Source organism: Alistipes sp. i18-0019-D1 (assembly GCF_042852885.1).
In the GTDB taxonomy this organism is placed as follows: Bacteria; Bacteroidota; Bacteroidia; order Bacteroidales; family Rikenellaceae; genus Alistipes.
Genome location: NZ_AP031424.1, coordinates 335,765 through 356,000, shown reverse-complemented (window position 1 = coordinate 356,000; position 20,236 = coordinate 335,765). Strand labels below are relative to the sequence as shown.

General features: G+C 54.8%; 12 protein-coding genes and 1 pseudogene. 8 read left to right on the top strand and 5 right to left on the bottom strand.

What is annotated here, in order from left to right:
- Nucleotides 1–158 precede the first annotated feature (158 nt).
- From ACGHP5_RS01470 to ACGHP5_RS01445, 6 genes are all read left to right on the top strand, one after another.
- A complete protein-coding gene (locus ACGHP5_RS01470; protein WP_337771504.1) occupies nt 159–2,261 on the top strand; it encodes a GH92 family glycosyl hydrolase in 2,103 nt (700 codons plus the stop codon).
- Between the two features lie 366 nt (nt 2,262–2,627).
- Nucleotides 2,628–3,485, top strand: a complete 858-nt coding sequence (locus tag ACGHP5_RS01465) for a helix-turn-helix transcriptional regulator (protein WP_118423737.1) — start codon at nt 2,628–2,630, stop codon at nt 3,483–3,485.
- A 105-nt stretch (nt 3,486–3,590) separates the two neighbouring features.
- Nucleotides 3,591–4,451, top strand: a complete 861-nt coding sequence (locus tag ACGHP5_RS01460) for an RteC domain-containing protein (RefSeq protein WP_004303821.1) — start codon at nt 3,591–3,593, stop codon at nt 4,449–4,451.
- 398 nt (nt 4,452–4,849) lie between these two features.
- A complete protein-coding gene (locus ACGHP5_RS01455) occupies nt 4,850–5,161 on the top strand; it encodes a helix-turn-helix domain-containing protein (protein WP_004295488.1) in 312 nt (103 codons plus the stop codon).
- Nucleotides 5,162–5,164: 3 nt separating this feature from the next.
- Complete coding sequence (locus ACGHP5_RS01450) at nt 5,165–5,491, top strand: helix-turn-helix domain-containing protein (protein ID WP_004295487.1); 327 nt, start codon at nt 5,165–5,167, stop codon at nt 5,489–5,491.
- Nucleotides 5,492–5,626: 135 nt separating this feature from the next.
- Nucleotides 5,627–6,640, top strand: coding sequence for a YhcG family protein (locus ACGHP5_RS01445; protein ID WP_118423738.1), 1,014 nt, complete (start codon nt 5,627–5,629; stop codon nt 6,638–6,640).
- Nucleotides 6,641–6,703: 63 nt separating this feature from the next.
- Here ACGHP5_RS01445 and ACGHP5_RS01440 read toward each other — a convergent pair whose 3' ends face one another.
- The 5 genes and pseudogenes from ACGHP5_RS01440 to ACGHP5_RS01420 all read right to left on the bottom strand — a co-directional run bounded on the left by ACGHP5_RS01440 (nt 6,704) and on the right by ACGHP5_RS01420 (nt 17,198).
- On the bottom strand, nt 6,704–12,826 hold the full coding sequence (locus tag ACGHP5_RS01440) for a helicase-related protein (RefSeq protein ID WP_390551691.1): 6,123 nt from the start codon (nt 12,824–12,826) through the stop codon (nt 6,704–6,706).
- Nucleotides 12,813–13,262 (bottom strand): DUF1896 family protein, encoded by a 450-nt coding sequence (locus tag ACGHP5_RS01435; RefSeq protein ID WP_004295482.1) that lies wholly within the window; start codon nt 13,260–13,262, stop codon nt 12,813–12,815. Before ACGHP5_RS01435 ends, ACGHP5_RS01440 begins: the two co-directional genes overlap by 14 nt.
- Before the next feature lie 143 nt (nt 13,263–13,405).
- A complete protein-coding gene (locus tag ACGHP5_RS01430) occupies nt 13,406–15,505 on the bottom strand; it encodes a type IA DNA topoisomerase (protein WP_129729312.1) in 2,100 nt (699 codons plus the stop codon).
- Nucleotides 15,506–15,520: 15 nt separating this feature from the next.
- Nucleotides 15,521–15,737 (bottom strand): annotated as a pseudogene (locus tag ACGHP5_RS01425) (hypothetical protein).
- A gap of 3 nt (nt 15,738–15,740) precedes the next feature.
- A complete protein-coding gene (locus ACGHP5_RS01420; RefSeq protein ID WP_118113322.1) occupies nt 15,741–17,198 on the bottom strand; it encodes a DUF3945 domain-containing protein in 1,458 nt (485 codons plus the stop codon).
- 313 nt (nt 17,199–17,511) lie between these two features.
- On the opposite strand from ACGHP5_RS01420, the gene ACGHP5_RS01415 reads away from it, so the two are divergent.
- The gene (locus ACGHP5_RS01415) at nt 17,512–18,630 is read left to right on the top strand and encodes a tyrosine-type recombinase/integrase (protein WP_390551685.1); all 1,119 of its coding nucleotides are present in this window, start codon (nt 17,512–17,514) and stop codon (nt 18,628–18,630) included.
- A 116-nt stretch (nt 18,631–18,746) separates the two neighbouring features.
- Nucleotides 18,747–19,967: an IS91 family transposase gene (locus tag ACGHP5_RS01410; protein ID WP_008620106.1), complete on the top strand. Its 1,221-nt coding sequence runs from the start codon at nt 18,747–18,749 to the stop codon at nt 19,965–19,967.
- Nucleotides 19,968–20,236: the final 269 nt, after the last annotated feature.

Below are 20,236 nucleotides of genomic sequence, written 5' to 3'. Positions count from 1 at the left end.
GTAGATTCGGACATCTTCTTCGGAGTGATTCTGTATGTTTTTAGGTCCGTATTTTTGATATTTCGAACATATTGTTTGATTTTTCAGATATTTTGCGTTTATTTGCATGAACATATTGAAGTTTATCAATACATATTGTTGTGGCGAAATTTTAGCGTATGCGTATCAAGGTACTTTCATTAATTGGTTTTATATTCTGTTTCAACACGTTGTGTTATGCTGTCGCTCCGGCGGACCGGGTCGATATGTTTATGGGTGTATATGGCCGGAGCAGTTGTGTAATCGGACCGCAGCTTCCCCACGGCTCGACCAATCCCTCTCCGCAAACTCCGAAAGGCGGGCATGACGGTTACGATCCGGCACAACCGATCCGGGGATTCGGGCAATTGCATGTTTCAGGAACAGGTTGGGGGCGTTACGGACAGGTATTCCTCTCTCCCCAGGTAGGATTTGATCCTTCGGAGGAGGGGCACGACTCTCCGAAGTCGGACGAAAAGGCGACACCTTATTATTACGGCGTGACGCTCGACCGGTATGGAATCCGGACTGAAATCACCCCTACCCATCATTGCGCGGTGTACCGGATGACCTTTCCGGGGGGTGACGATCAGCATATCCTGCTGGACATCGCTCATAATCTGACCCAGCACATCGTACCTTTCGTCGGTGGGCGTTTTCAAGGCGGCGAAATCCGTTACGATGCCAGGGAATCCTTGTTGACGGGATTCGGACGCTATTACGGCGGGTTCGGCAGCAAGCTTCCCTATGAGGTGTATTTTGCTGTAAAGCTGAACGTTGCTCCGAGCGAAGTGAAGATTTCCGACGGTGGAGAGAAATCGCTGTATGCGCAGATCAGTCTGCCTGACGGTGTGAAACACGTGCGGCTGGATGTCGGGATTTCGCTTAAAAATTCCGGTAATGCGCTCGCTTTTCTGGAAAAGGAGACCGTCGGCCGCAGTTTCGATGCGATCTGCGCCGATGCCAAAGGTATCTGGAACCGCACGTTGGGTAAAATACGTATCGGAGGTGTCTCTCCCGAGCAGGAGAAGCTGTTTTATACGTCCCTTTACCACAGTCATGTCATGCCGCGCGACCGGACGGGTGACAATCCCCGCTGGGAGAGCGACATGCCTCATCTGGATGATCATTACTGCGTTTGGGATACCTGGCGGACCAAATATCCGCTGATGATCCTTCTCGAGGAGAGCTATGTGGCCCGGACGGTTAATTCGTTCATCGATCGTTATGCGCATAACGGAATGTGTCAGCCGACATTTACCAGTTCGTGGGACGGTCCGAAGAAGCAGGGTGGTGACGATGTGGATAATGTTATCGCCGATGCGATGGTCAAGGGGGTAAAGGGATTCGATCCGCTCCGGGCGTATGAACTGATCAAATACCATGCGTTCAGCGGGCGGAGCGGTGACTATCTGCGTCTGGGATGGCAGCCCGAAACGGGTGCGATCATGAGTTGCAGCTACGAAATGGAATACGCCTATAATGATTTCTGCGCCGCGGAAGTGGCGGCGATGGTCGGCGATGCGGAGCATGCGGAGTTGCTGCGGAAACGTTCGCGCAACTGGGACAGGATCTTCAATCCGGAGCTGGAAAGCCGGGGATTCAAGGGCTTCATCGCTCCGAGACGAGAAAACGGCGAATGGATCGACATCGACCCTGCCAAACACTATGGCTCCTGGCTGGAGTATATCTACGAGGGGAATTCCTGGATTTATACGCTTTTCGTTCCGCATGATTTCGAACGTCTGATTTCGCTGTGCGGCGGTCCCGAACGGATGGCGGAGCGGCTTTGTTACGGCTTCGACAACCGCCTGATCAATCTGACGAACGAACCGGGCTTTTTGTCGCCCTTCATTTTTCATCACTGCGGACGCCCCGATCTGACGGCCCGTTACGTGCACCGTTTGCGTGAAAAGGATTTTTCGCTGACGCGGGGTTATCCGGACAACGAGGACAGCGGTGCCATGGGGGCATGGTACGTCTTTACGTCGATGGGACTTTTCCCCAATGCCGGACAGGATCTCTATTACCTTTTTACACCGGGTATTCCCGAGGCGGTTCTGACAATGGAGAATGGGGGAAAACTGGTTGTGAAGGCTCCCGGTTTGTCTGCGGAGCGCAATGAGGTGGATTATATCACGCTCGACGGACGTCGTCTGGAGCATCCCTGGCTGCGTCACGGCGATATAGCCCGGGGGGCCGAGATCGTATTTCACCTGAAAAAGGTCCGGCCGAAACGGTAAGGATTGTCTGTTGTGATTTTTTTACTATATTTGATGTAGTCTGAAGGTATTTAATTGACTACAAATAGATTAAAAGAAACTCGCATGAGAATAGGCAACGGATAAGAAATTGGTAAAGTGCTTTGATACACTATATTTCTCATGCTGTCAAACAACTCTTATTTGTTTGCAAATATAATATTATTGCAGGTAAAAATCAAAAATAACGAGGTTTATTTTCATTTTTGCCTGCTGATATTTGTTCCGGATTGTCGGATACGATATATTTGTAATTAGGATTCGTACCGTGTTCCAAGCGGTTCATAAGTAACGACTTGCGGAGCTTTGGCAACAAGGGGATGCGGCTCCGTTTTATAGAAATGACTTATGCAAACCGACTTATCCATTTACAACAGTCTTCGCCCTTCCTTTATAGAAGGCGTTCACGCCGTGAAGTTCAATGCTTTGTCGGCGGTCATATCGCGTTACCGGGATTATGCCCGCAGTTCCGAACAAATAAAAGCGTACTCGGGAGATTCTCTTCTGATGCGGGACATTGCCTCCTTGCTTGACGAAGCACCCCGTCCCATAACGGGGGAATACCAGGATTTCACCCCGTTCCTGCTTCTTCTGATGCTTTCGGAGGAGTTTCATGCCGTCCATTACGTCGAGCGTCTTGTAACGTGGTATTTCGGCTACTGTTGTGTCGATGAACTGCGGACGGTCTGCACCATTCTGTCCCAGTGTTCCTACCCGCATCACGACACGCTGCGGCTGCGGTTCAAGAATTACCTGCGTGAAGCCCGTAAGACATTGGGTATGCCCGTTGAATGTAACGCTGCTGTCATGCTGAAAATGCTCGACGCCTCTTATGAACATCTCACTCCCGCCGATGTCGGGGAGTTCGAGGAGCTGTTGCACCTGGGGGACGATTACGAGTTCATCTCCCGTGTCAAATCGAATTATCTTGCCTCGGATAACGTCACGGAACTCGCCGGGGTTTGCGGGTATTCCAGCACGATTACCTTCCGCCGGCGTTTCCAGCGGGTTTTCGGCTGCTCGGCCTCCTCGTGGTTACGTCAGCGCCGTATCGAACGTATCGGGGAGTTGCTGCGGACGACACACTACACGTTGCAGGAAATAGCCTACATGTGCGGTTTCTCCGCCCAATCCCACTTTACGGACTTTTGCAAGCGGAATATGGGGAGCAATCCCACTTCCATCCGCCAGGAAGGCCGGATCTGACATTAAAATCGGCTCCGTGATAAAAAAACGAAGAGAAAGATAAAAATCGTAATCCGCCGGTTTTTCGATTCGCTAACTTTATACGCGAAAGTAACAAGACGGATTATGATTGCATTTATAGAAAAATTAAACAGCGAAGTCCTGCGGAGTATCGAACGTATCGAATCGCGGGATACCGACGTGTTGAAAAAGTCGCTTGAAGCGTCACGTGTCCTGGGAGAAGCGTTCGACCGTTTGAAACAATATATCATCGGCTACCGTTTTCAAAACGATGACGAGGAAATAAAGTTCTTCAAAGAAATCAAACCCCGTCTTTTTTGCCGTCTGATCTATTACCGCAAGCTCTACAATATCGAGATGAACCGTCCGGTAGGAAGTATCGAGGCACAACGGGAGTACCTGGACGCCCATGTTCGGGCCATCAACGCGTACACGCAGAAACGCCTCGACTTTATCCGCTATTTCCGCAGCGGCGCTACACACCTGGACAGCCTCTATTTCCTGCGCGGGCAGACCGACACGGAACAATACCTGGAAACATTCTACTATGAACTCGACCCGCAGTTTTCGACAAACGCGGATTTCAAGGTGGCTAAAATCCTGGCCAACGATATGTTGTCGGTTTATCTTATGGGCGAATTGGAATCACTGGAGAGCACGAACCTCCGGAACATGGTTCTGCCATTGTCTGACGTGCGTCCGACATGGCAGGACTCGAAGACGGATCTGACGGAACTTATTTACCTGCTCGACAGTAAAGGCTGTTTCGGCAATGTGCCACTCACGCAACTTGCCAGCTACATTTCCAACGCTTTCAACGTACACCTCGACATGAACCTTTCGAGGACATTCTGCGATATGAAAATCCGAAACAACCCGACACCGTGGCTTGACAAGGCGAAAGAGGCCCTGCTTAAACGTATGCAGACATGGAAGCGAAACAAGAAAAACGGCAATTCCGAGTAGAATATGAACCGGTAAAGCACTCTATTCCTTATAGAAACACTGATAATCAGCGTTGTATATAACAAAAGAACCGAGGTCGGTTTTCCCCCGTAACTCTCGAAAGGAACTTTCCCGAACGCCCGTATTTGCACCCGTATAAGGAGCCGATACGGGTGTTCCGTTGTAGCCCCGTCCGGATTAGAACACCGTTAAGCGTTGAATCACAGTATTCAATCGCATTTCTGCCAATAAAAATACCGAGTACGGGCCGCGGATTTCGGTAAAAAACACTGCCTTCTTCACCGCATGAACCGTTGAGAATCAGTTCACTGCAAATTATCAAAAAAAAGTCGTACCGACCTCGTTTTAAGCTGTCCATATAAGCCCGACCTTTGTAACAGACTAAAAAACAAAGGAGTATGAAAATCATAGTGATCGGTTCGCGAGCCTATAACGAGCTTGTCGGGCGTATAGAGAAAATAGAGGCTGCAATCGCCTCTCTCCCTGAAAAGGGGCGTGCATGGAATAAGGAGTATATAAACGACGAATGGATGGACGGCGAGCAGGTCTGCCGTTACCTGGGCATCAGCGGGCGTACCCTTCAACGCCTCCGCTCGGATCACGTGATCACCTATTCGGCCATCAACCGGAAGCTGTATTATTCCCTCACGGAAATCCGCCGTGTGCTGAAGGAGCGTTCCGTGCGGCGCAAGAACCAACCAAAGGAGTAGGCCATGTTTCTGGACAAGGAATATTTCGACGGATGGATGCAGCGGCTCTCGGAACGGCTGGAACGTATCGAGAAGCTGTGCGCGGGGGACGTGGAGCAACCGCTTTCCATCCTGCCTGACGGGGAGCGTCTTCTGGACAATTACGACCTGTGCCGTATGCTCAATATCAGCAAGCGCACCCTCCAGCGTTACCGTACCTCGGGAGAGCTGCCTTACGAGATGATCTATCACAAGACCTTCTACCGGGAATCGGACGTCCTGCGGTTCATCGAGCGTAACTTCAGTAATTTCCGCAAGCTGAAAAAGGATCGTCCTGCCGGTTCCGGTTAGGCCCTGTCCCGAGAGTCCGGCGTCATGGAAAAACGCGGAGATACATGGAATAAGGCACGACAAGACGGTACAACCGTTCGATATTTGCCGTAAAATCAGTATGTTTGCACTTGGAAGCCTATATAATAATGAACAATGAAAGAAACAGATAAAGTACATCCTGCCGACAAAGGGGAGGAAGAGCTGCTGCATAACGTGCGCCATATCTTGCAGGAAGCGCGCGCGAAGGTGATACATCATGTCAATTCGACCCTCGTGAGGGCTTACTGGCAGGTAGGGAAATACATAGTGGAGTACGAGCAGCAGGGAACCGACCGTGCCGGATATGGCAAGGCTGTCATCAACACCCTTTCCAGGCGGCTCGTGGCGGAGTTCGGAAACGGGTTCACGGCCACCAACCTGCGGTACATGAGGCAGTTTTACCAGTGCTACCCGAAATATCACACGCTGTGTGATAAATTGAGCTGGTCGCATTGCCGCACGCTTCTCAAGGTGTCGGGCGATGCCGCCCGTGATTTTTACCTGCACGAGTGCGTCAAGGAAAACTGGAGTGTCCGGCAGCTCGACCGCCAAATCAACACGCTTTTCTATGACCGCCTGCTGGCCAGCCGAGACAAGAAAGCCGTGAAAGAGGAAATTTCCCGTACCGAACCCGGGCGTGTCGAACCCAAAGAGATCATCCGCGACCCGTATATCCTGGAGTTTCTCGGGATCCCGCAGGGAGAGCATTTTCTGGAAACCGATCTGGAGCAACTGCTCATCAGCCGCTTGCAGCGCTTCATGCTCGAACTTGGGAAAGGCTTCGCCTTCGTCGCGCGACAGAAGCGTATCTCCTTCGACGACAAGCATTTCTACATCGACCTGGTCTTTTACAATTACCTGGCCCGTTGTTTCGTTTTAATAGATTTGAAATCCGGGGAGCTGACCCATCAGGATTTGGGGCAGATGCAGATGTATGTCAATTACTACACCCGTGAGTTGATGAATCCCGGGGATAACCCTCCGGTGGGTATCGTCCTCTGCGCGGAGAAAAACGACGCGGTCGTCCGTTACACGCTGCCCGAAGATGAAAAGCAGGTCTTCGCCGCCCAGTACATGACCTATCTTCCCACGCAGGAGGAGCTGCAAACACTCTTGCAGGAAGTGTGACAACAACGCTCACGGGCATATGAAAAAAGCCGACGGAAATCTGTACTTCCGTCGGCTTTTCGTTTACATCTTGATCCCTTTCTTCGCAGGGCCGTTCTCCGGCGGGCTGCCCACGCCCGCGATGACGATGCGCCCCCCGGAGGCGTCGGCAATCTGCCGCAGCCGGGAAGGAATACGGGTCGCCGTGTTGTCTTTCCCCGGGAGTTCTTCCGCCGTGTCATGCCGTTCCCGGCACACGTCGTTATCCTCCTCCGCCTCCTTTCCCTCGCTCTCTTCTATCGGTTTGAGGCTTTGCTGTATCCTGCGGTCTATTTCCGTCAGGTCAGCTTTTAGGGCCGTCAGTTCGGGCTCCTTGCGCCAGGAACTTTCCACCACTTCCCGCAGGACGGGAATATCTTTCTCCAGTTCCTCATTCTTTTTCCGGAATTTCTCCAGTGTCGGCTCGATGGTCGCGAGCGCGTGGATGAAGTTCATCGCCGCCAGTCGCGGGTCGGAGGCGATATTCCCGTAGTTATACTGGTATAGATAATCCCCTTCACCCCGGACATAAAAACGGTTCTGCACCAGGTCGAGCCCGTCTTTCCCGGTCGTTTCGCTCTGGACGAGCAGCTCGAACCCGTAGAGGCTCCCGATGGGTTCGAGCCTGTCGAGCGTGCGTGCCGTTTCGGCGATATGGTTGAGCTGTTTCCCGATGAGCTTGGGGTCGGAGGTTTCCAGCCCGTTCAGTTTCACGGGATTGCGGTACGAGCCGTCCTCGTTGAACTCGACGCGGGCCTTGAAGTGTTCCAGATCCTTGCCGATACGCCGTATCAGGTCGTTGTTCTTCTCTATCTTCTCCGTGATCTGCTCCAGCTTGTAGCGGCTCGATGATTTGCCGCGCACGAATGCCTGGCGTTCGCTTTCGAGCGTGGCAATCTTCTTCTCCAGGCGGGCCTTGTCCAGCAGGTCTGTATTTCCCGAGAGGACGGCGACATACTCGGAAAAATTCATGCCGCTCTTTTCGTCGATGGCCCCCTCGTCGATGGTACGGCTTCCCATGTTGTTGGTCTTGAGCTGGCGGATGAACAGTTGCTTGTTGTGCAACAGCCCGAACTTGTAGGCGTCGAGCGACTTCTCGACGGCGTATAATATCACGTCCACCTTGTTGTCGGCATGGAGTTTGGCGATCTCGTTCCCGGTGCGTATTCCCCGCCCGTCGCGCTGCTCCAGGTCGCTGGGACGCCAGGGGCAGTCCAGGTGGTGTATCGCCACGCAGCGTTTCTGCGCGTTCACTCCCGTCCCGAGCATCTCGGTCGATCCGAAGAGTACGCGGATTTTTCCGGCGTTCATACCAGCGATCATCTCCTTGCGCGCTTTTTCCGAGGTCGCCTCCTGGATGAACCGCACCTCGCTTTGGGGTATGCCGTAATCCTCCGCGAGTTTACGCCGTATCTCGGAATAGACGTTCCACCCCGCTCCGGGTTTGTAGGTTCCCAGGTCGGAGAATACGAACTGCGTACCTTTGTACGCCTCGAAACGGCGGTAGTAACCGGCAATCATACGGGCGCAGTGGCTCGCCTTGTTGTCCACGTGGTCGCTGTATAGTTCGGGGTCTATCATACGCATATCGAGCGACATCTTGCGGGCGTAGTCTGTGGCAATGAGCATTTTCGCCTTTTCCTCCCGCTCCGAGAGCGGCAGGCGGCCCAGGAGCGTGGCATCGCCCGATTTGGCGAACTGCACCAGCCGTTCTATGAACTCCGTCTGCTGGGGTGTCGGCGGGATATTGTGCAATATCTCGTTCTTTTGCGGTCGGTCGATCCCTATATCCTCCGCCGAGCGGTAATCTGTAATCTCGGAGTAGAACATGGCCAGTTCGGGAACCTTGATGAAATATCGGAACCGTTCTTTTTGCACGACCTCGTTGGTCACGGAAAACTCGTAGTCGATGGTTTTCTTGGCAAATATGGCCGCCCAGGCATCGAAGGTGCGGATATTCTGACGCTCCAGTTCCTTCGGGCGCAGGTACTTGAAAAGCAGGTACAGTTCCGTGAGCGAGTTAGAGATGGTCGTTCCCGAGAGGAACGTCGCCCCCAGGTCGCGGCCCGTGCGCTGCTGTATGGTACGCAGCGCGAAAAGCATGTTGAGCGCCCGCTGCGACCCCTCGGGATTTCCGAGGCCCGCCACCCGGTCATGCCGGGTCGTGAAAGTCAGGTTCTTGAATTTGTGGCTCTCGTCCACGTAGAGGTGGTCGATACCCATGAGGCGGAAGTCCACGGCGTCGTCCTTGCGTGTTTCCAGCGCGTGCGCCACCTTCTGCAACTTGGCTTCCAGGTTGGCCTTGCGTTTCTGACACCCTTTCATCATGGCGCGGGAAACGTCCCTGCCTTGTGCTTTGAGCACTTCGAGGTTCTCCTCCACGCAGTCCAGCTCGGCCTGCAATATCTCCTGCTGTATCTCCGGGGACTGGGGTATCATGCCGAACTGTTCGTGCGAGAGGATCACGGCGTCCCAGTCGTTGTTGCGTATCTCCCGGAAGATGCGCTCACGCTTCCGGGGCGTGAAATCCTCCTTGCCCGGGTAGAGGACTTTGGCCATTGGGTAAGCGGTGCAGAACGTCCGGGCTATTTCATGGATGTTGGCTTTCAGCCCGATAATCATGGGTTTGTTGGCCAGCCCGAGGCGTTTCTTCTCGTAGGCCCCGCAGCACATGATAAGGGTCTTTCCGCCGCCCACCTCGTGGTCGATTATCCCGCCGCCGAGCAGTTTGTCCATCCATATCGCGTCCTTCTGGCTGTCATACAGTTTGTCGATTCCCAGCCCCTTGAGGTCGAGGTCGGGGAATTCCTGGTGCGTCCCGTCGTACTTCGGGCGCACGTAACAGTTGAAAGTACGGTTATAGAGGTCTGTCAGGCGGTCTTTGAAGTCGGACGACTGCTCGCGCAGCCATTCGGGGAAAGCACCCCGGATCTCGTCTATCTTGCTGTTGGCGAGCTGTATGGCCTCCCCGTCACGCACCTTGACCTCCCGCCGTTCGCCGTCCACCCATTTGAGGACGGTCTTGGTGATGTCGGGCGAAGTGTTTTGCAGGGCGTGTTTCAAAAGGTGCAGGCCGTTGTACTTACGGGTCTGCGCGCTGACGGCATACTGCTCCGTGATCTTCACGTTCGTCGCTTCCGCCTTCACGCCGTACTCGTCCAGGTTGGAGGCGAAGGTGATCTTCACCTCCGTATCGAAGAGCGAGGAGGCGAAACGCTCGTAAACACCTTTTGGAATCCACCGTTCGCCCAGGTTGAAATCCAGGTCGTCGAAAGCGATGGGTTTGGGCGTCGCCTCGCGCAGAGCCTCCAGCGATTCCCGGGCCGGGGCGTGGTCGGGATTCTCCCGCAGGAACGCCTCGATCCGTTCGGCTTTCCCGATGACATTGCCGGCGATGAACTTGTCGGCAACCTCGTAGCCGTCCGTTTCCGGGTTGTAATAGATGCGTCCTTTCAGTTCCCCGAGTATTCCCTCCACGGTAGTTCCCGTGAGTGAGGCCATGTAGTGCGGTTCCACCCGGCCGTACTTGTTCAGGCTGGCCACAAGGGCCTCCGAAGCGTCGTCGGCGTGCGTGATCTCATCGGGATTGAAGGCCACGGGACGCTCGAAGATGTCGGCTTTGCGTGCCTTGCCGTCGATGTAACGCTCCAGCGATAGAATCTCCGTCCCCCGCGCGTCCATCTTGATCAGGTCGAGGTTGCGTTTGTCATTGAGCCGTCCGAAGCGTTCGGTGAAATTGTCGTAAAGCCGGTTGAGCATCTCCCGCAGGGCGGGGTTCGCCGTCAGCGTTTCCGCCTCGTTGTTATAAAGGTGGTAATAGGCATCGCGTATCTCGATATACATGGAGGCTTTCGTCCGTTGTGCAGGCGTGAGTTCCAGCGGGTGGAACATGGGTTGCAGGGATTCAATCTCCCGCAGGTAGCCGACCCGGTTTTGTCCGTCCGTGACGAGTGTCCCCTCGCGGAAATAGGGGGCGACCTCCCCCTCGAACGGGCGGGGTTTCATATCCGCCTCCCGTATCTGCGGCATTTCTTTACCGGGTTCTTTCTCCTCCGGATTTTCCGGCGTGTCGAACAGGCCGCCCGTTCTCGGCGTACCGGCGGCTTGTTTCCGTTTGTCTTTCGGGGCTTCCGTCGGGGGGCGTACCGCCTGCCGTTCCCGCTGTTCCGGGGTTTCCTGCTGCCGGGCGTTTTGCCGGCGTAGTTCCGCCCTCCGTTCCGGGGTAAGCGACATCATCATCTCGTAAAAGCCGTTGATCGGCGGGTTGTCCTCCCAGTTCAGGGAGGCATACAAGTCTTCGGGATCACGCTCCGGTGGCGTCGTTTTCGGCATTTCGCTCTTCTGTTCCTCCGGAGAGGAGGCCGGGGCGAATAATGAGGGTTGTCGGGGCGTCTTCCGCTTTGCTCCCCGGCGGCTGTTCCTTTTCTTGGATATACCGAGTTCTGCCTGCCGCCGCTCCTCGGCGCTGAAGCCGAACAGATCGTAGAGCGTCAGCAACGGTTCCTGCTGCACGTTTACCGGTTCGGCAGCTTGGGTGGCAGGTGCGGGAGCCGCCGTTTCCACCGTGTCGAAAAGCGACCCGGCGAAGCCCTCCCGCGGTTTCGGTTCCGTTGTTCCGCCCACGTGCTGCACGGGTGTATCCGTCATGCCGAAATCTTCGGGTTTTGGCGGGTGTTGCTCCCACAAGCGATTCTCCCGCTCCTTCGACCAGGCCCCGAAGTCGGCCAGATCCTCCCCGGTCGGTTCTCCGGCGGGTGTGGCGGCAGAATCCGGTAACGCTTGTCCGGGTTTGTTTTCGATTCGGGTAATCTCCCCGGTTTCGGTATCGACATGGTAGCCCTGCGCCGCCATTTCGGCGACGACGCGGCGTTTTTCCTCCTCTTCCCGCTGCTGCTGAAGGTTACGGGCGTCGGCGATAATCTCCTTGACGATTTCTCCGGCAAGGCGGGGCTCGTGTCTTTCGGCACGCTGGCGTTCCGCCTGACGGGAACGGGACAATTCCCGCTCCGGTGTACCGGGTGTCTGTTCCGGAGCATGTTTCAGGCAATAACTCTCGTTGAAATGCCGGTTGAAATCCTCCGAGAGCATACGCCGCATCTCCCGGTCGATGCCGTCCACGCCCTCCGCGTGGGTGAACTCCATCGCCGGTTTGCCGTAGGGGTCTTTGCCTACTTTGGCCTCGGTATGGATCACCCTGTCGAACGACTGGAAAAGGTTGTTTATCCGGATGCCGTTCGACAGCTTGCGGGATTCGATGAAATCCTGCTGCCGTTCGGACAGTTCCCCCGTGGCGGCTTTCTTTTGCAGGATAACCAGGTCGCTGCCGACCTCCGTCCCCGCGTGTTCTGTAAAGAGGTTGTTCGGCAGCCGGATGGCCGATACGGGCTCGCAGCGGTTCATCAGCCACTCGCGCACGGGGCGTCCCTGCTCGGCGTTCAATACTCCCTGCGAGGTGATGAATGCCACCAGGCCGCCCTCGCGTACCATATCGACGGACTTCATGAAAAAATAGTTGTGTAGCGCCCGTGTGCCTTGCCGCCGCACGGGGTCGGTATGGGTGGAGAAGAACGGGTCGAAGAGCGCCACGTCCCCGAAAGGGATGTTGCTCACGGCCACGTCGTAGTAACCGGCGTATTTAGGTTCGATGCGCTCGAATCCCTGTACCCGCACCCGTTTTTCGGGGTGCAGGTGCTTCAGGATCAACCCCGTGGCGGGGTCTTTCTCGAAGCAGGTGATCTCCGCGTAGGGGTCGTGGAAATCCACGGCACTGACGAAAACCCCCGTTCCCGCGCTGGGGTCAAGAATACGTTTGGGGGCGATCCGCGTATCCCATATCGCCTCCACGATGGCGTCTGCCACTTTCGGGGGCGTGTAAAAAGCCGTCAGGACGGAGTTCTTGATCCCGTCCATGTAGCGCTTGTATTCCCGTTCGTCGGGGGTGTTCGCCCTGATGACCTCGTGCAACTCGGCCACGAGCGTTGCCATGCCGTCCTTGTCCGGTTTCCCGGTGGGGGTTTCCAGCACTTCCTTGATGGCGCCGAAGCCGCTGTATGCGCCGAGTGTCCTTTCTTCTTCGGGAGTCGGCGCCCGCCGTTCCCTGTCGAGCGTGAAGGCCGTCTTCAGCGCGTCGATATTCTGGCGGAGGTGGGTTTTCTTATTGAATGCCATCTTCGAGAAGTATTTGGACGGTTCCCGTCAGTTCGGTATAGAACAGTTCGTAGTCGGGCGTGTCGGCGAAGTCGTCCGTGAGGTCGTACTTCTCCAGCACTCCGCGGCAGAGGGGCAGCAGGCGTAGAGCCGCCTGCCGGGCGGTATCCTCGGGAATCTCCGCCTCGAATTCCCTCCAGAGGATGTTTACCAGCGTGTTGTAGGGTGAAAAGTGCAGTCCGCGGCAGAGTTCCTCGCGGGCAATTTCTTCGGCTTCGATGTGGTTGCAGCCCGAACGGATCGCCTCGCTGTACGCTTGGGCGGCGCTGTCGGCCCGCTCGGCGATGAACTCACTTTCGGCGATGAGTTCCGGGTGGCTGTCCTTGAGGTAGGATAGTAACGAAAGTCCGTAATAGGACAATTCCCCCGTGGGGGTATGGTGTTGCTTGTCTGGCATGATAAGAATTTTTAGTGGTCGTTGATAATCGGGGAAGAGAAAGGCGCCCCGGGTTCCCACCCGAAGCGCCGACCACTGAAAAAATCCTTATCAAACAAGCGTATCTCGTTATGACAGGTCTTTTCCAGTGGCAAAGGTAACGATTATTTCCGTTTGTTCCTCTTTCCCTGCCTGGGAGTATCGCGCGGCTCGAAAACGAACGAGGTCTTGAACTGGTCATCGAGCGTGAGGGCCGCGTCGAACGTCCCGCCGCCGTTTTTGACGAATCCCCGGATCGTGCCGGTTTTGCCTTTGGTCAGCAGTTCCGCAAGCTGCTTGTCGGTCAGCTCCTTGCGGGCCACGGTTCTCCATACGGTCAGGCCGCAATCGGGATTCTGGCACTTGGCGAGTTTGGGATAGAACACCACGGGCCTGCCGCAACGCGGGCAGGCTGTGTCACTCTCCGCGCCGTCGATTCTTGCTTCCAGCAGTTCTTTGGCGATTTGCGAGGCGAAGACCTCGATACCGCGATGGAACGTCGGGGCGTCCATCTCCCCGGTGGCGATCTTCGAGAGGGCCAGTTCCCAGCCGCCCGTCATGGCGACATCGGCGATCTTCTTGTCCCTGACCACGGCATACACGGCCAGTCCCTTGTCCGTGGGTACAAGCGACTTTTTCTCTCGCCTGACATACTCGCGGGCAAAGAGCGTTTCGATGATGGCGGCACGGGTGGCGGGCGTGCCGATGCCGGCATCCTTCATCGCCTCGCGTTCGGCCTCGTCGGACAGTTCGCGTCCGGCGGTTTCCATCGCCGCCAGCAGGCTCGATTCCGTGTGAAGGGGGCGCGGCCGGGTCTGTTTCTGTTCCGTGACGCATCCCTTGACGGGCAGCTCGTCGCCTTGCACGATGTCGGGAAGGAGGGTCATGTCCTCCTCTTTCTCCTCGACAGATTCATTCAGGACGGCCCGCCAGCCCGTCTCGACCATGATACTGCCGCGGGCCATGAAATCATGTCCCGCGCTTTGCAGGGTAAGGGAAGTGTTTTCTTTCACGCAGGCCCCGGAAAAGGTTTCGAGCATCCGCCCCGCGACCATCTCATAGACGATGCGGTGGTCGGCATCCAGTTCGGAGGGGAGGTTCTCGGTGGGAAGCAGCGCGTGGTGGTCGGCGATCTTTTCGTTGTCCACGCTTCGGCGGGAGAGAGATGCGGTATCCATCCTGCCCGCGTATTCCGCGAAACGGGGATAGCGTGTCATGTTCCCGATGAGTGCCGGAATCTCCTCGGCCACATCTTCCGATATATAGCGTGAGCCGGTACGGGGATAAGTGATGAACTTCTTCTCGTAAAGCGACTGGGCGATGTCGAGCGTTTTTTCTGCCGAAAAACCATACCGGCTGTTGGCCTCTTTCTGGAGTGTCGTCAGGTCGTACAAGAGAGGCGGCTGTTCCCTGGCCTCCTTGCGCTCCACGTTCACGACGCGTACCGTTCGGGCGCCGATAACCTCGGCGCGGGCTGCTTCCGCCTTCTCCCTGCCGTCGAATTTCTCCGTGGAGAGGACGGTGAACTCCGTGTCCTCCTTTGCCGTGGAGAGCTTCAGCCGGAAATAGGTGGCGGGCTTGAACGCCTTGTTCTCCAGGTAACGGGAGCAGATGATCGCCAGCGTGGGGGTCTGCACCCGTCCGAGCGACCAGACGCCCCGCCCGGCAGCCACGGCAAGCGCTTGCGAGGCGTTGATACCGACGATCCAGTCGGCTTCGCTGCGGGCTTTGGCCGAGAGGTAAAGGTTGTCGTATTCGTTGCCGGGGCGGAGGTGTTGTAACCCCTCGCGGATGGCCCGGTCGGTCAGGCTGCTGATCCATAACCGCACGAAAGGGGTGCGGCATTCCAGGTAAGAGTAGATGTAGCGGAAGATCAGCTCCCCTTCACGCCCCGCGTCGGTCGCGACGATGATGCGCTCGGCCATGCCGAACAATTCCCGGAGAATACCGAGCTGCTTCACGACACCCGGGTCGGCCTTATACTCTTTACCCTCCCGAACCTGCCGGGGCAGGAGGATGAACGATGATGGCAGGATAGGCAGGTTTTCCCGGCGGAAACCCGCGATGCCGTACTGTTGGGGCATTGCCAGCCCGACCAGGTGGCCGAAGGCCCAGGTTACGGCGTAGCCGTTTCCCTCGATAAAACCGTCTTTACGGTTCGTGGCTCCCACGATGGCGGCGATCTCACGCGCCACCGAGGGCTTTTCTGCGATAATTACTTGCATGATGATTCGGATTTTTCAGTGGTTGTTTTCTTGTTGTTCTTCTTCTTTCTCTTTTTCCGGACGGGCGATCAGCCGGCGGTCGTAATAGACATGGTTGCCGTTCCCGTCGTAATACTGCCGTCCGTCGTCCACCTCTTCCGGGGGGGCTGCGTTTACCCGGCCGGAAATACAAGGCGGCCAGCGCCGCGATCAGGAGCGGCATGGCTCCGGCCTGCATATAAAACCATTTCATACGCTACGCCTTGATGCCTTTGGAGTTGTTTTTCTTGTTACTGCGGTAATTTCTCCTTTGCGCCGGAGTGGCCTCCTGCTGTCCCTGCTTGAGCGGCTCTTTCACACCTTTGACCGCTTCGACGGTCTTGCCCTCGGAATTGACGGCGACCTGGGTACGGCTTTCAACGGCGGGTTTGACCTCCGCTCCCTGCCGTTTCGCACGGTCGGGATTCCAGCGGAAGAAGTCCATCTTGTTACGCTCGAAGTTGGGCTTGACCCAGGCGTTGAACGGCTCACCCTGCCCGTCCTTGACCATGCCCTTGATGTAGAAAGCCTTGACATCCGCCCGCTTGGATGGATCGTTCACTGCTTCTGTCCATTGGTCATAAGCCTCTTTGGGCACGGAGGCTTTGAGGATTGTCCGGTGAATCGTGAGCGTGGGCTGTCGTTCGGAGGCCGCCGTTTCCTGCCGTCCGTTTTTCTCGGCGGCCTTCTGGCGGTAAATCTCCTTGTTCTCCTGGGCGTAGCGGTTGCGATCCAAACCGTCGTAGGTAAAGGAATAGTTACGTTCGGCCGCGTCGATTTGGATATAGGCATCCCGCTTATAACCCGCGCGGGTGGTATATCCTTCGAGCAACACCTTGCCGCCGCCGTAGAAATCCATCTGCTTGCCTTCCGAGAGGTCGGCCTCCTTGATGCGGGCACGTTTTTCGAGTAGCGAAACGGGCATGGGTTCCAGCGTGTTCGTCCATTTGTCTATCGACACGTAGCAGGGCGTGAGCTTGCCCGGCTCCAGCTCCAGGTCGATCACTTTCCCGGCATGACGGGTGTTCATCAGGTTCGTTTTCGCCTCCTCGTCGAGCAGCACCCCGTGGAAGGGGGCGTCGAGGTCGGGCCGTTCCTGCCAGTAATGCGGCACGACGCGCAGCGAGCCGTCCGCCTGCTCTTCGAGCGACACGCGCCCTTTGGTGGAAACACGCATCCCGTTCTCCAGTTCGGGGTTCATCTCCACCAGCCCGTTGGATTTATGTCCGTAAGACATGGCTTTCAGGTGCGGCTCGATGTCCTCCATGCGGATACCTTTCTTCTCCATATCCGCCAGGTCTATCTTCGTGACGTCCAGCGGCTCGAACTGCCGCTGCTCCTGCGTCTGGAGCCGTTCGGAGGGGTCGATACGGTAATTTTCCAGAATCTCCGGGTCGAAGTCGATGCGGATAAGTTTGTTCAGGGCATTCTCCGTCATGACGAAGATACCCGTGTGGACGGGGTTCTGGGCCTGTTCCATGAACTTTTTGAAGAAGGCTTCGAGGGCTGAATCCTGCGTGTTCACGTTCAGCAGGCTCGCCACGTTCTGATCCGTGGGGTCGGCGGTCTGGATATTGCCGTCCCGATCCACGCCGGTAACGGCTTGCAGTCGTCCGTCGTCGGCATTCTGAACGAGCATGACTTGTTTAGCGTCGTTCTTTACGTTTTCGTCCATAATTACGAGTGTTTTTAGTTAGCACCAATAGCGATGCGGGAACGAAAGTAAGGGGAACCGGCTGAACGTAAAATAGTTGGAAAGGCTATGGAAGCATCGGGCACAGAAGTGGCCGCTTGTGGCGCAGGGCAGAGGAAATCGGAGAAACGGAGTGCCGGGAAGGACGGATTTGGCAGAGGGTATTTTCGTGGCTCCTCACCTTATTTGTCAGGTAGTCGGGATCTATTGTTAAATGTCAATAAAGCGCATGGATAACCCGTGTTTTTTTATAAATTTGCGAAAACGGGTTTCAATATCCGACAAAACGTGAGGCATGGAAATATATACCCCAAAAACCAAGATCAAACTTTCTCCGGTGATAAGAAACGGGAAAGAATTTGTCGAAGTGACTTTCGGTAATGACAATGACATCCGCTTGTCGCTGTCGAAGGAAGAAAACGTACTGCTTGTCGGCGGCAGGGCTTATCTGCCGGCAGAAGATTTCGTGCTTGCCGAGTTCTTCGACCGCTATGTGAAAATGGCATTTATAGACTATTCCGCCATCAAGGAAACCGCCCCCCGTAAAGAGGAAGACAAACGGCCGCCACTGCCGGAAGGCTATCTGGAAAAACTTCAGCAAGTGCGTTACAGTGACCATACCGTAAGGGTATATACCTCCTATTTCCGCGATTTCCAACAGCATTTCGAGGGGCGTAAGATTGAAACGGTTACCCCCGGCGAGATAAACGACTACCTGCTGTATCTCATCCACGAGAAAAACATATCCTCCTGCCAGCAAAACCAGCGTATCAACGCCATCAAGTTCTATTACGAGAAAGTTCTCGGTCAGGAACGGCGGTGTTACAAGGTGAACCGTGCCAAACGGGAGAAGACGCTGCCCGACGTGTTGAGCAAGGAGGAAATAAAGAAGATACTCGACGCGACGGTGACAGACCTGCGCTTCTTCTGCATGTTCTCCATACTCTATTCCGCAGGATTGCGCATCAGCGAACTGCTGGAACTGAAACCCGGCGACATCAACGAATCCCGCTCCCTGATACGGGTGCGGCAGGGTAAAGGAAAAAAAGACCGCTACACCCTGCTATCAAAACCGTTGATGAAAAAGCTGACGGAATATAACAGACTATACAAACCGAAAGTGTGGCTTTTTGAACACAGACCGGGCGAACCTTTCACCGAGAGTATCGTGTCGAAACGGCTGAAGGCAGCGGCCCGGGAAGCGGGAATCACGAAACGGATTTATCCGCACCTGCTGCGCCATTCGTTCGCCACCCACTTGCTGGAGCAAGGAACCGACATCAAGATTGTGAAAGAGCTTATGGGACATAACAACATCAAGACAACGGAAAGGTATGTCCACATAGCCGACACTTTCAAAAGCAATATCAAAAGCCCGTTGGACGATCTGTTGATGGAGGAAGACGAGGTCTGATACTTAAAGAAAATAACAGCCAAATCGGCTGATAGTATAACATTCAAGACAATAAACAACTAATAATCAAATGATTAGATATTAAAATGGAGTAAAAAAGGATTTGTGTGCGAGCTATGAAAGAAGTGCTAAACGACATATATACAGACGGTTGCAAAGAAAAGAAGTACCGCTTGTCCGATTTCTTCAATCGGTGGTGGGACGAATACGCACAGCACCCGGCGGAGTACATCACCCCCGAACAGTACAAGGCGGTGAACGCTATCCGTGTATGTCGCACAACCACTTTGGGGATAGATACATACGTTTGTCCCGATTGTGGGGAAGTACGGGAAATCAGCCATAGTTGCAAACACCGTTTTTGCCCGTCATGCGGCTGGCGTGACACGCTGAAATGGGCGGCACGCATGAAAGAAAAGATGCTGCGGGTGCCACACCGCCATGTGGTGATGACCTTGCCGCATATCCTGCTGGACTTGGTGAAGCGCAACAGGAAAGAAATGCTGAATATACTGATGCGTACTTCGGCTGAAACGCTGAAAGACTGGATGATGCACAAGTTCGGCTTGAAAACCGGGGTAATTGCCGTACTACATACCTACGGGGAAACGAAACAGCTCCATGTACATACGCACATGATTATGTCATGGGGCGGCATAGATAACGACGGTAAGATAGTCATCCCCGAACATGACTACGTGCATATCCCCTCTATCTGTAAGGTATTCCGCTACAAGTTTGAACACGCCCTGATAGAGTTGTTCGATGCGGGCAGGCTGGAGCATGACTTCCGTGACCGCATGGAGTTTATGGGCTTCATCAAAAAAGTGGCAAACAAAAAGGACTGGATAGTGCATTTGGAACCACCCATACAGATGCCGGAACAGGTGATACAATATGTGGGCAGATATTCCAAACGGGCGTGCCTGAGTGAATACAAGATTACGGCAATGGACGGCGAAAACATTTCATTCCGTTACCGTGATTACAAAAACTCACCCGACAGGAGGAACCCGGTTGAAAAGGAACTGACGCTGCATTACCGGGAGTTCTTCCCCCGGCTGCTGCAACACGTTCCACTGCGCTATTTCCGCATCGTGAGGTACTACGGCTTCTATTCCAATAAAGGCAGCCTGCCGGAAGAATACTTCGGGCAGGATGAAAGCGAGATAGAGGAAGCCGAGTTGCAACAGGCAGAAAGCGGATATGAAAACCCGTATTTCTGCGAGCGTTGCGGACGGACGAGAGTTTACAGCCACACTACGGTAACGGGTGGCGGCATGACATACACGGTAATACTGGAGCATTGCGACATACACCGGAAAAAAGCGGCATGACAGCAACATGGGATAGCTATGTCCTGCCGTGAACAAGAACAGTGAAATCCCATGAAAAGAAAGAAAGGAGAACTGAAAAATGAATGAAATACGGATAAGAGCAGTAATGAAACGAACGGGGTGCGGGCATGAACTTCACACCTCTTTCTGCCGGAAACAGCAGTCAAAAATTGAAGTTCTATATAGTATGTAATAAAGGAAATAAAAATTGTCTCGAACATGAGGATGAACCGCCCTAAACGGTCGGCTATCCTCTAAACATTATGTGC

Excerpts from the sequence above, each read along its gene's own strand:
- ACGHP5_RS01470 (WP_337771504.1), top strand. The coding sequence starts at position 159 with ATGCGTATCAAGGTACTTTCATTAATTGGTTTTATATTCTGTTTCAAC.
- ACGHP5_RS01465 (WP_118423737.1), top strand. The coding sequence starts at position 2,628 with ATGCAAACCGACTTATCCATTTACAACAGTCTTCGCCCTTCCTTTATA.
- ACGHP5_RS01460 (WP_004303821.1), top strand. The coding sequence starts at position 3,591 with ATGATTGCATTTATAGAAAAATTAAACAGCGAAGTCCTGCGGAGTATC.
- ACGHP5_RS01455 (WP_004295488.1), top strand. The coding sequence starts at position 4,850 with ATGAAAATCATAGTGATCGGTTCGCGAGCCTATAACGAGCTTGTCGGG.
- ACGHP5_RS01450 (WP_004295487.1), top strand. The coding sequence starts at position 5,165 with ATGTTTCTGGACAAGGAATATTTCGACGGATGGATGCAGCGGCTCTCG.
- ACGHP5_RS01445 (WP_118423738.1), top strand. The coding sequence starts at position 5,627 with ATGAAAGAAACAGATAAAGTACATCCTGCCGACAAAGGGGAGGAAGAG.
- ACGHP5_RS01440 (WP_390551691.1), bottom strand. The coding sequence starts at position 12,826 with ATGGCATTCAATAAGAAAACCCACCTCCGCCAGAATATCGACGCGCTG.
- ACGHP5_RS01435 (WP_004295482.1), bottom strand. The coding sequence starts at position 13,262 with ATGCCAGACAAGCAACACCATACCCCCACGGGGGAATTGTCCTATTAC.
- ACGHP5_RS01430 (WP_129729312.1), bottom strand. The coding sequence starts at position 15,505 with ATGCAAGTAATTATCGCAGAAAAGCCCTCGGTGGCGCGTGAGATCGCC.
- ACGHP5_RS01420 (WP_118113322.1), bottom strand. The coding sequence starts at position 17,198 with ATGGACGAAAACGTAAAGAACGACGCTAAACAAGTCATGCTCGTTCAG.
- ACGHP5_RS01415 (WP_390551685.1), top strand. The coding sequence starts at position 17,512 with ATGGAAATATATACCCCAAAAACCAAGATCAAACTTTCTCCGGTGATA.
- ACGHP5_RS01410 (WP_008620106.1), top strand. The coding sequence starts at position 18,747 with ATGAAAGAAGTGCTAAACGACATATATACAGACGGTTGCAAAGAAAAG.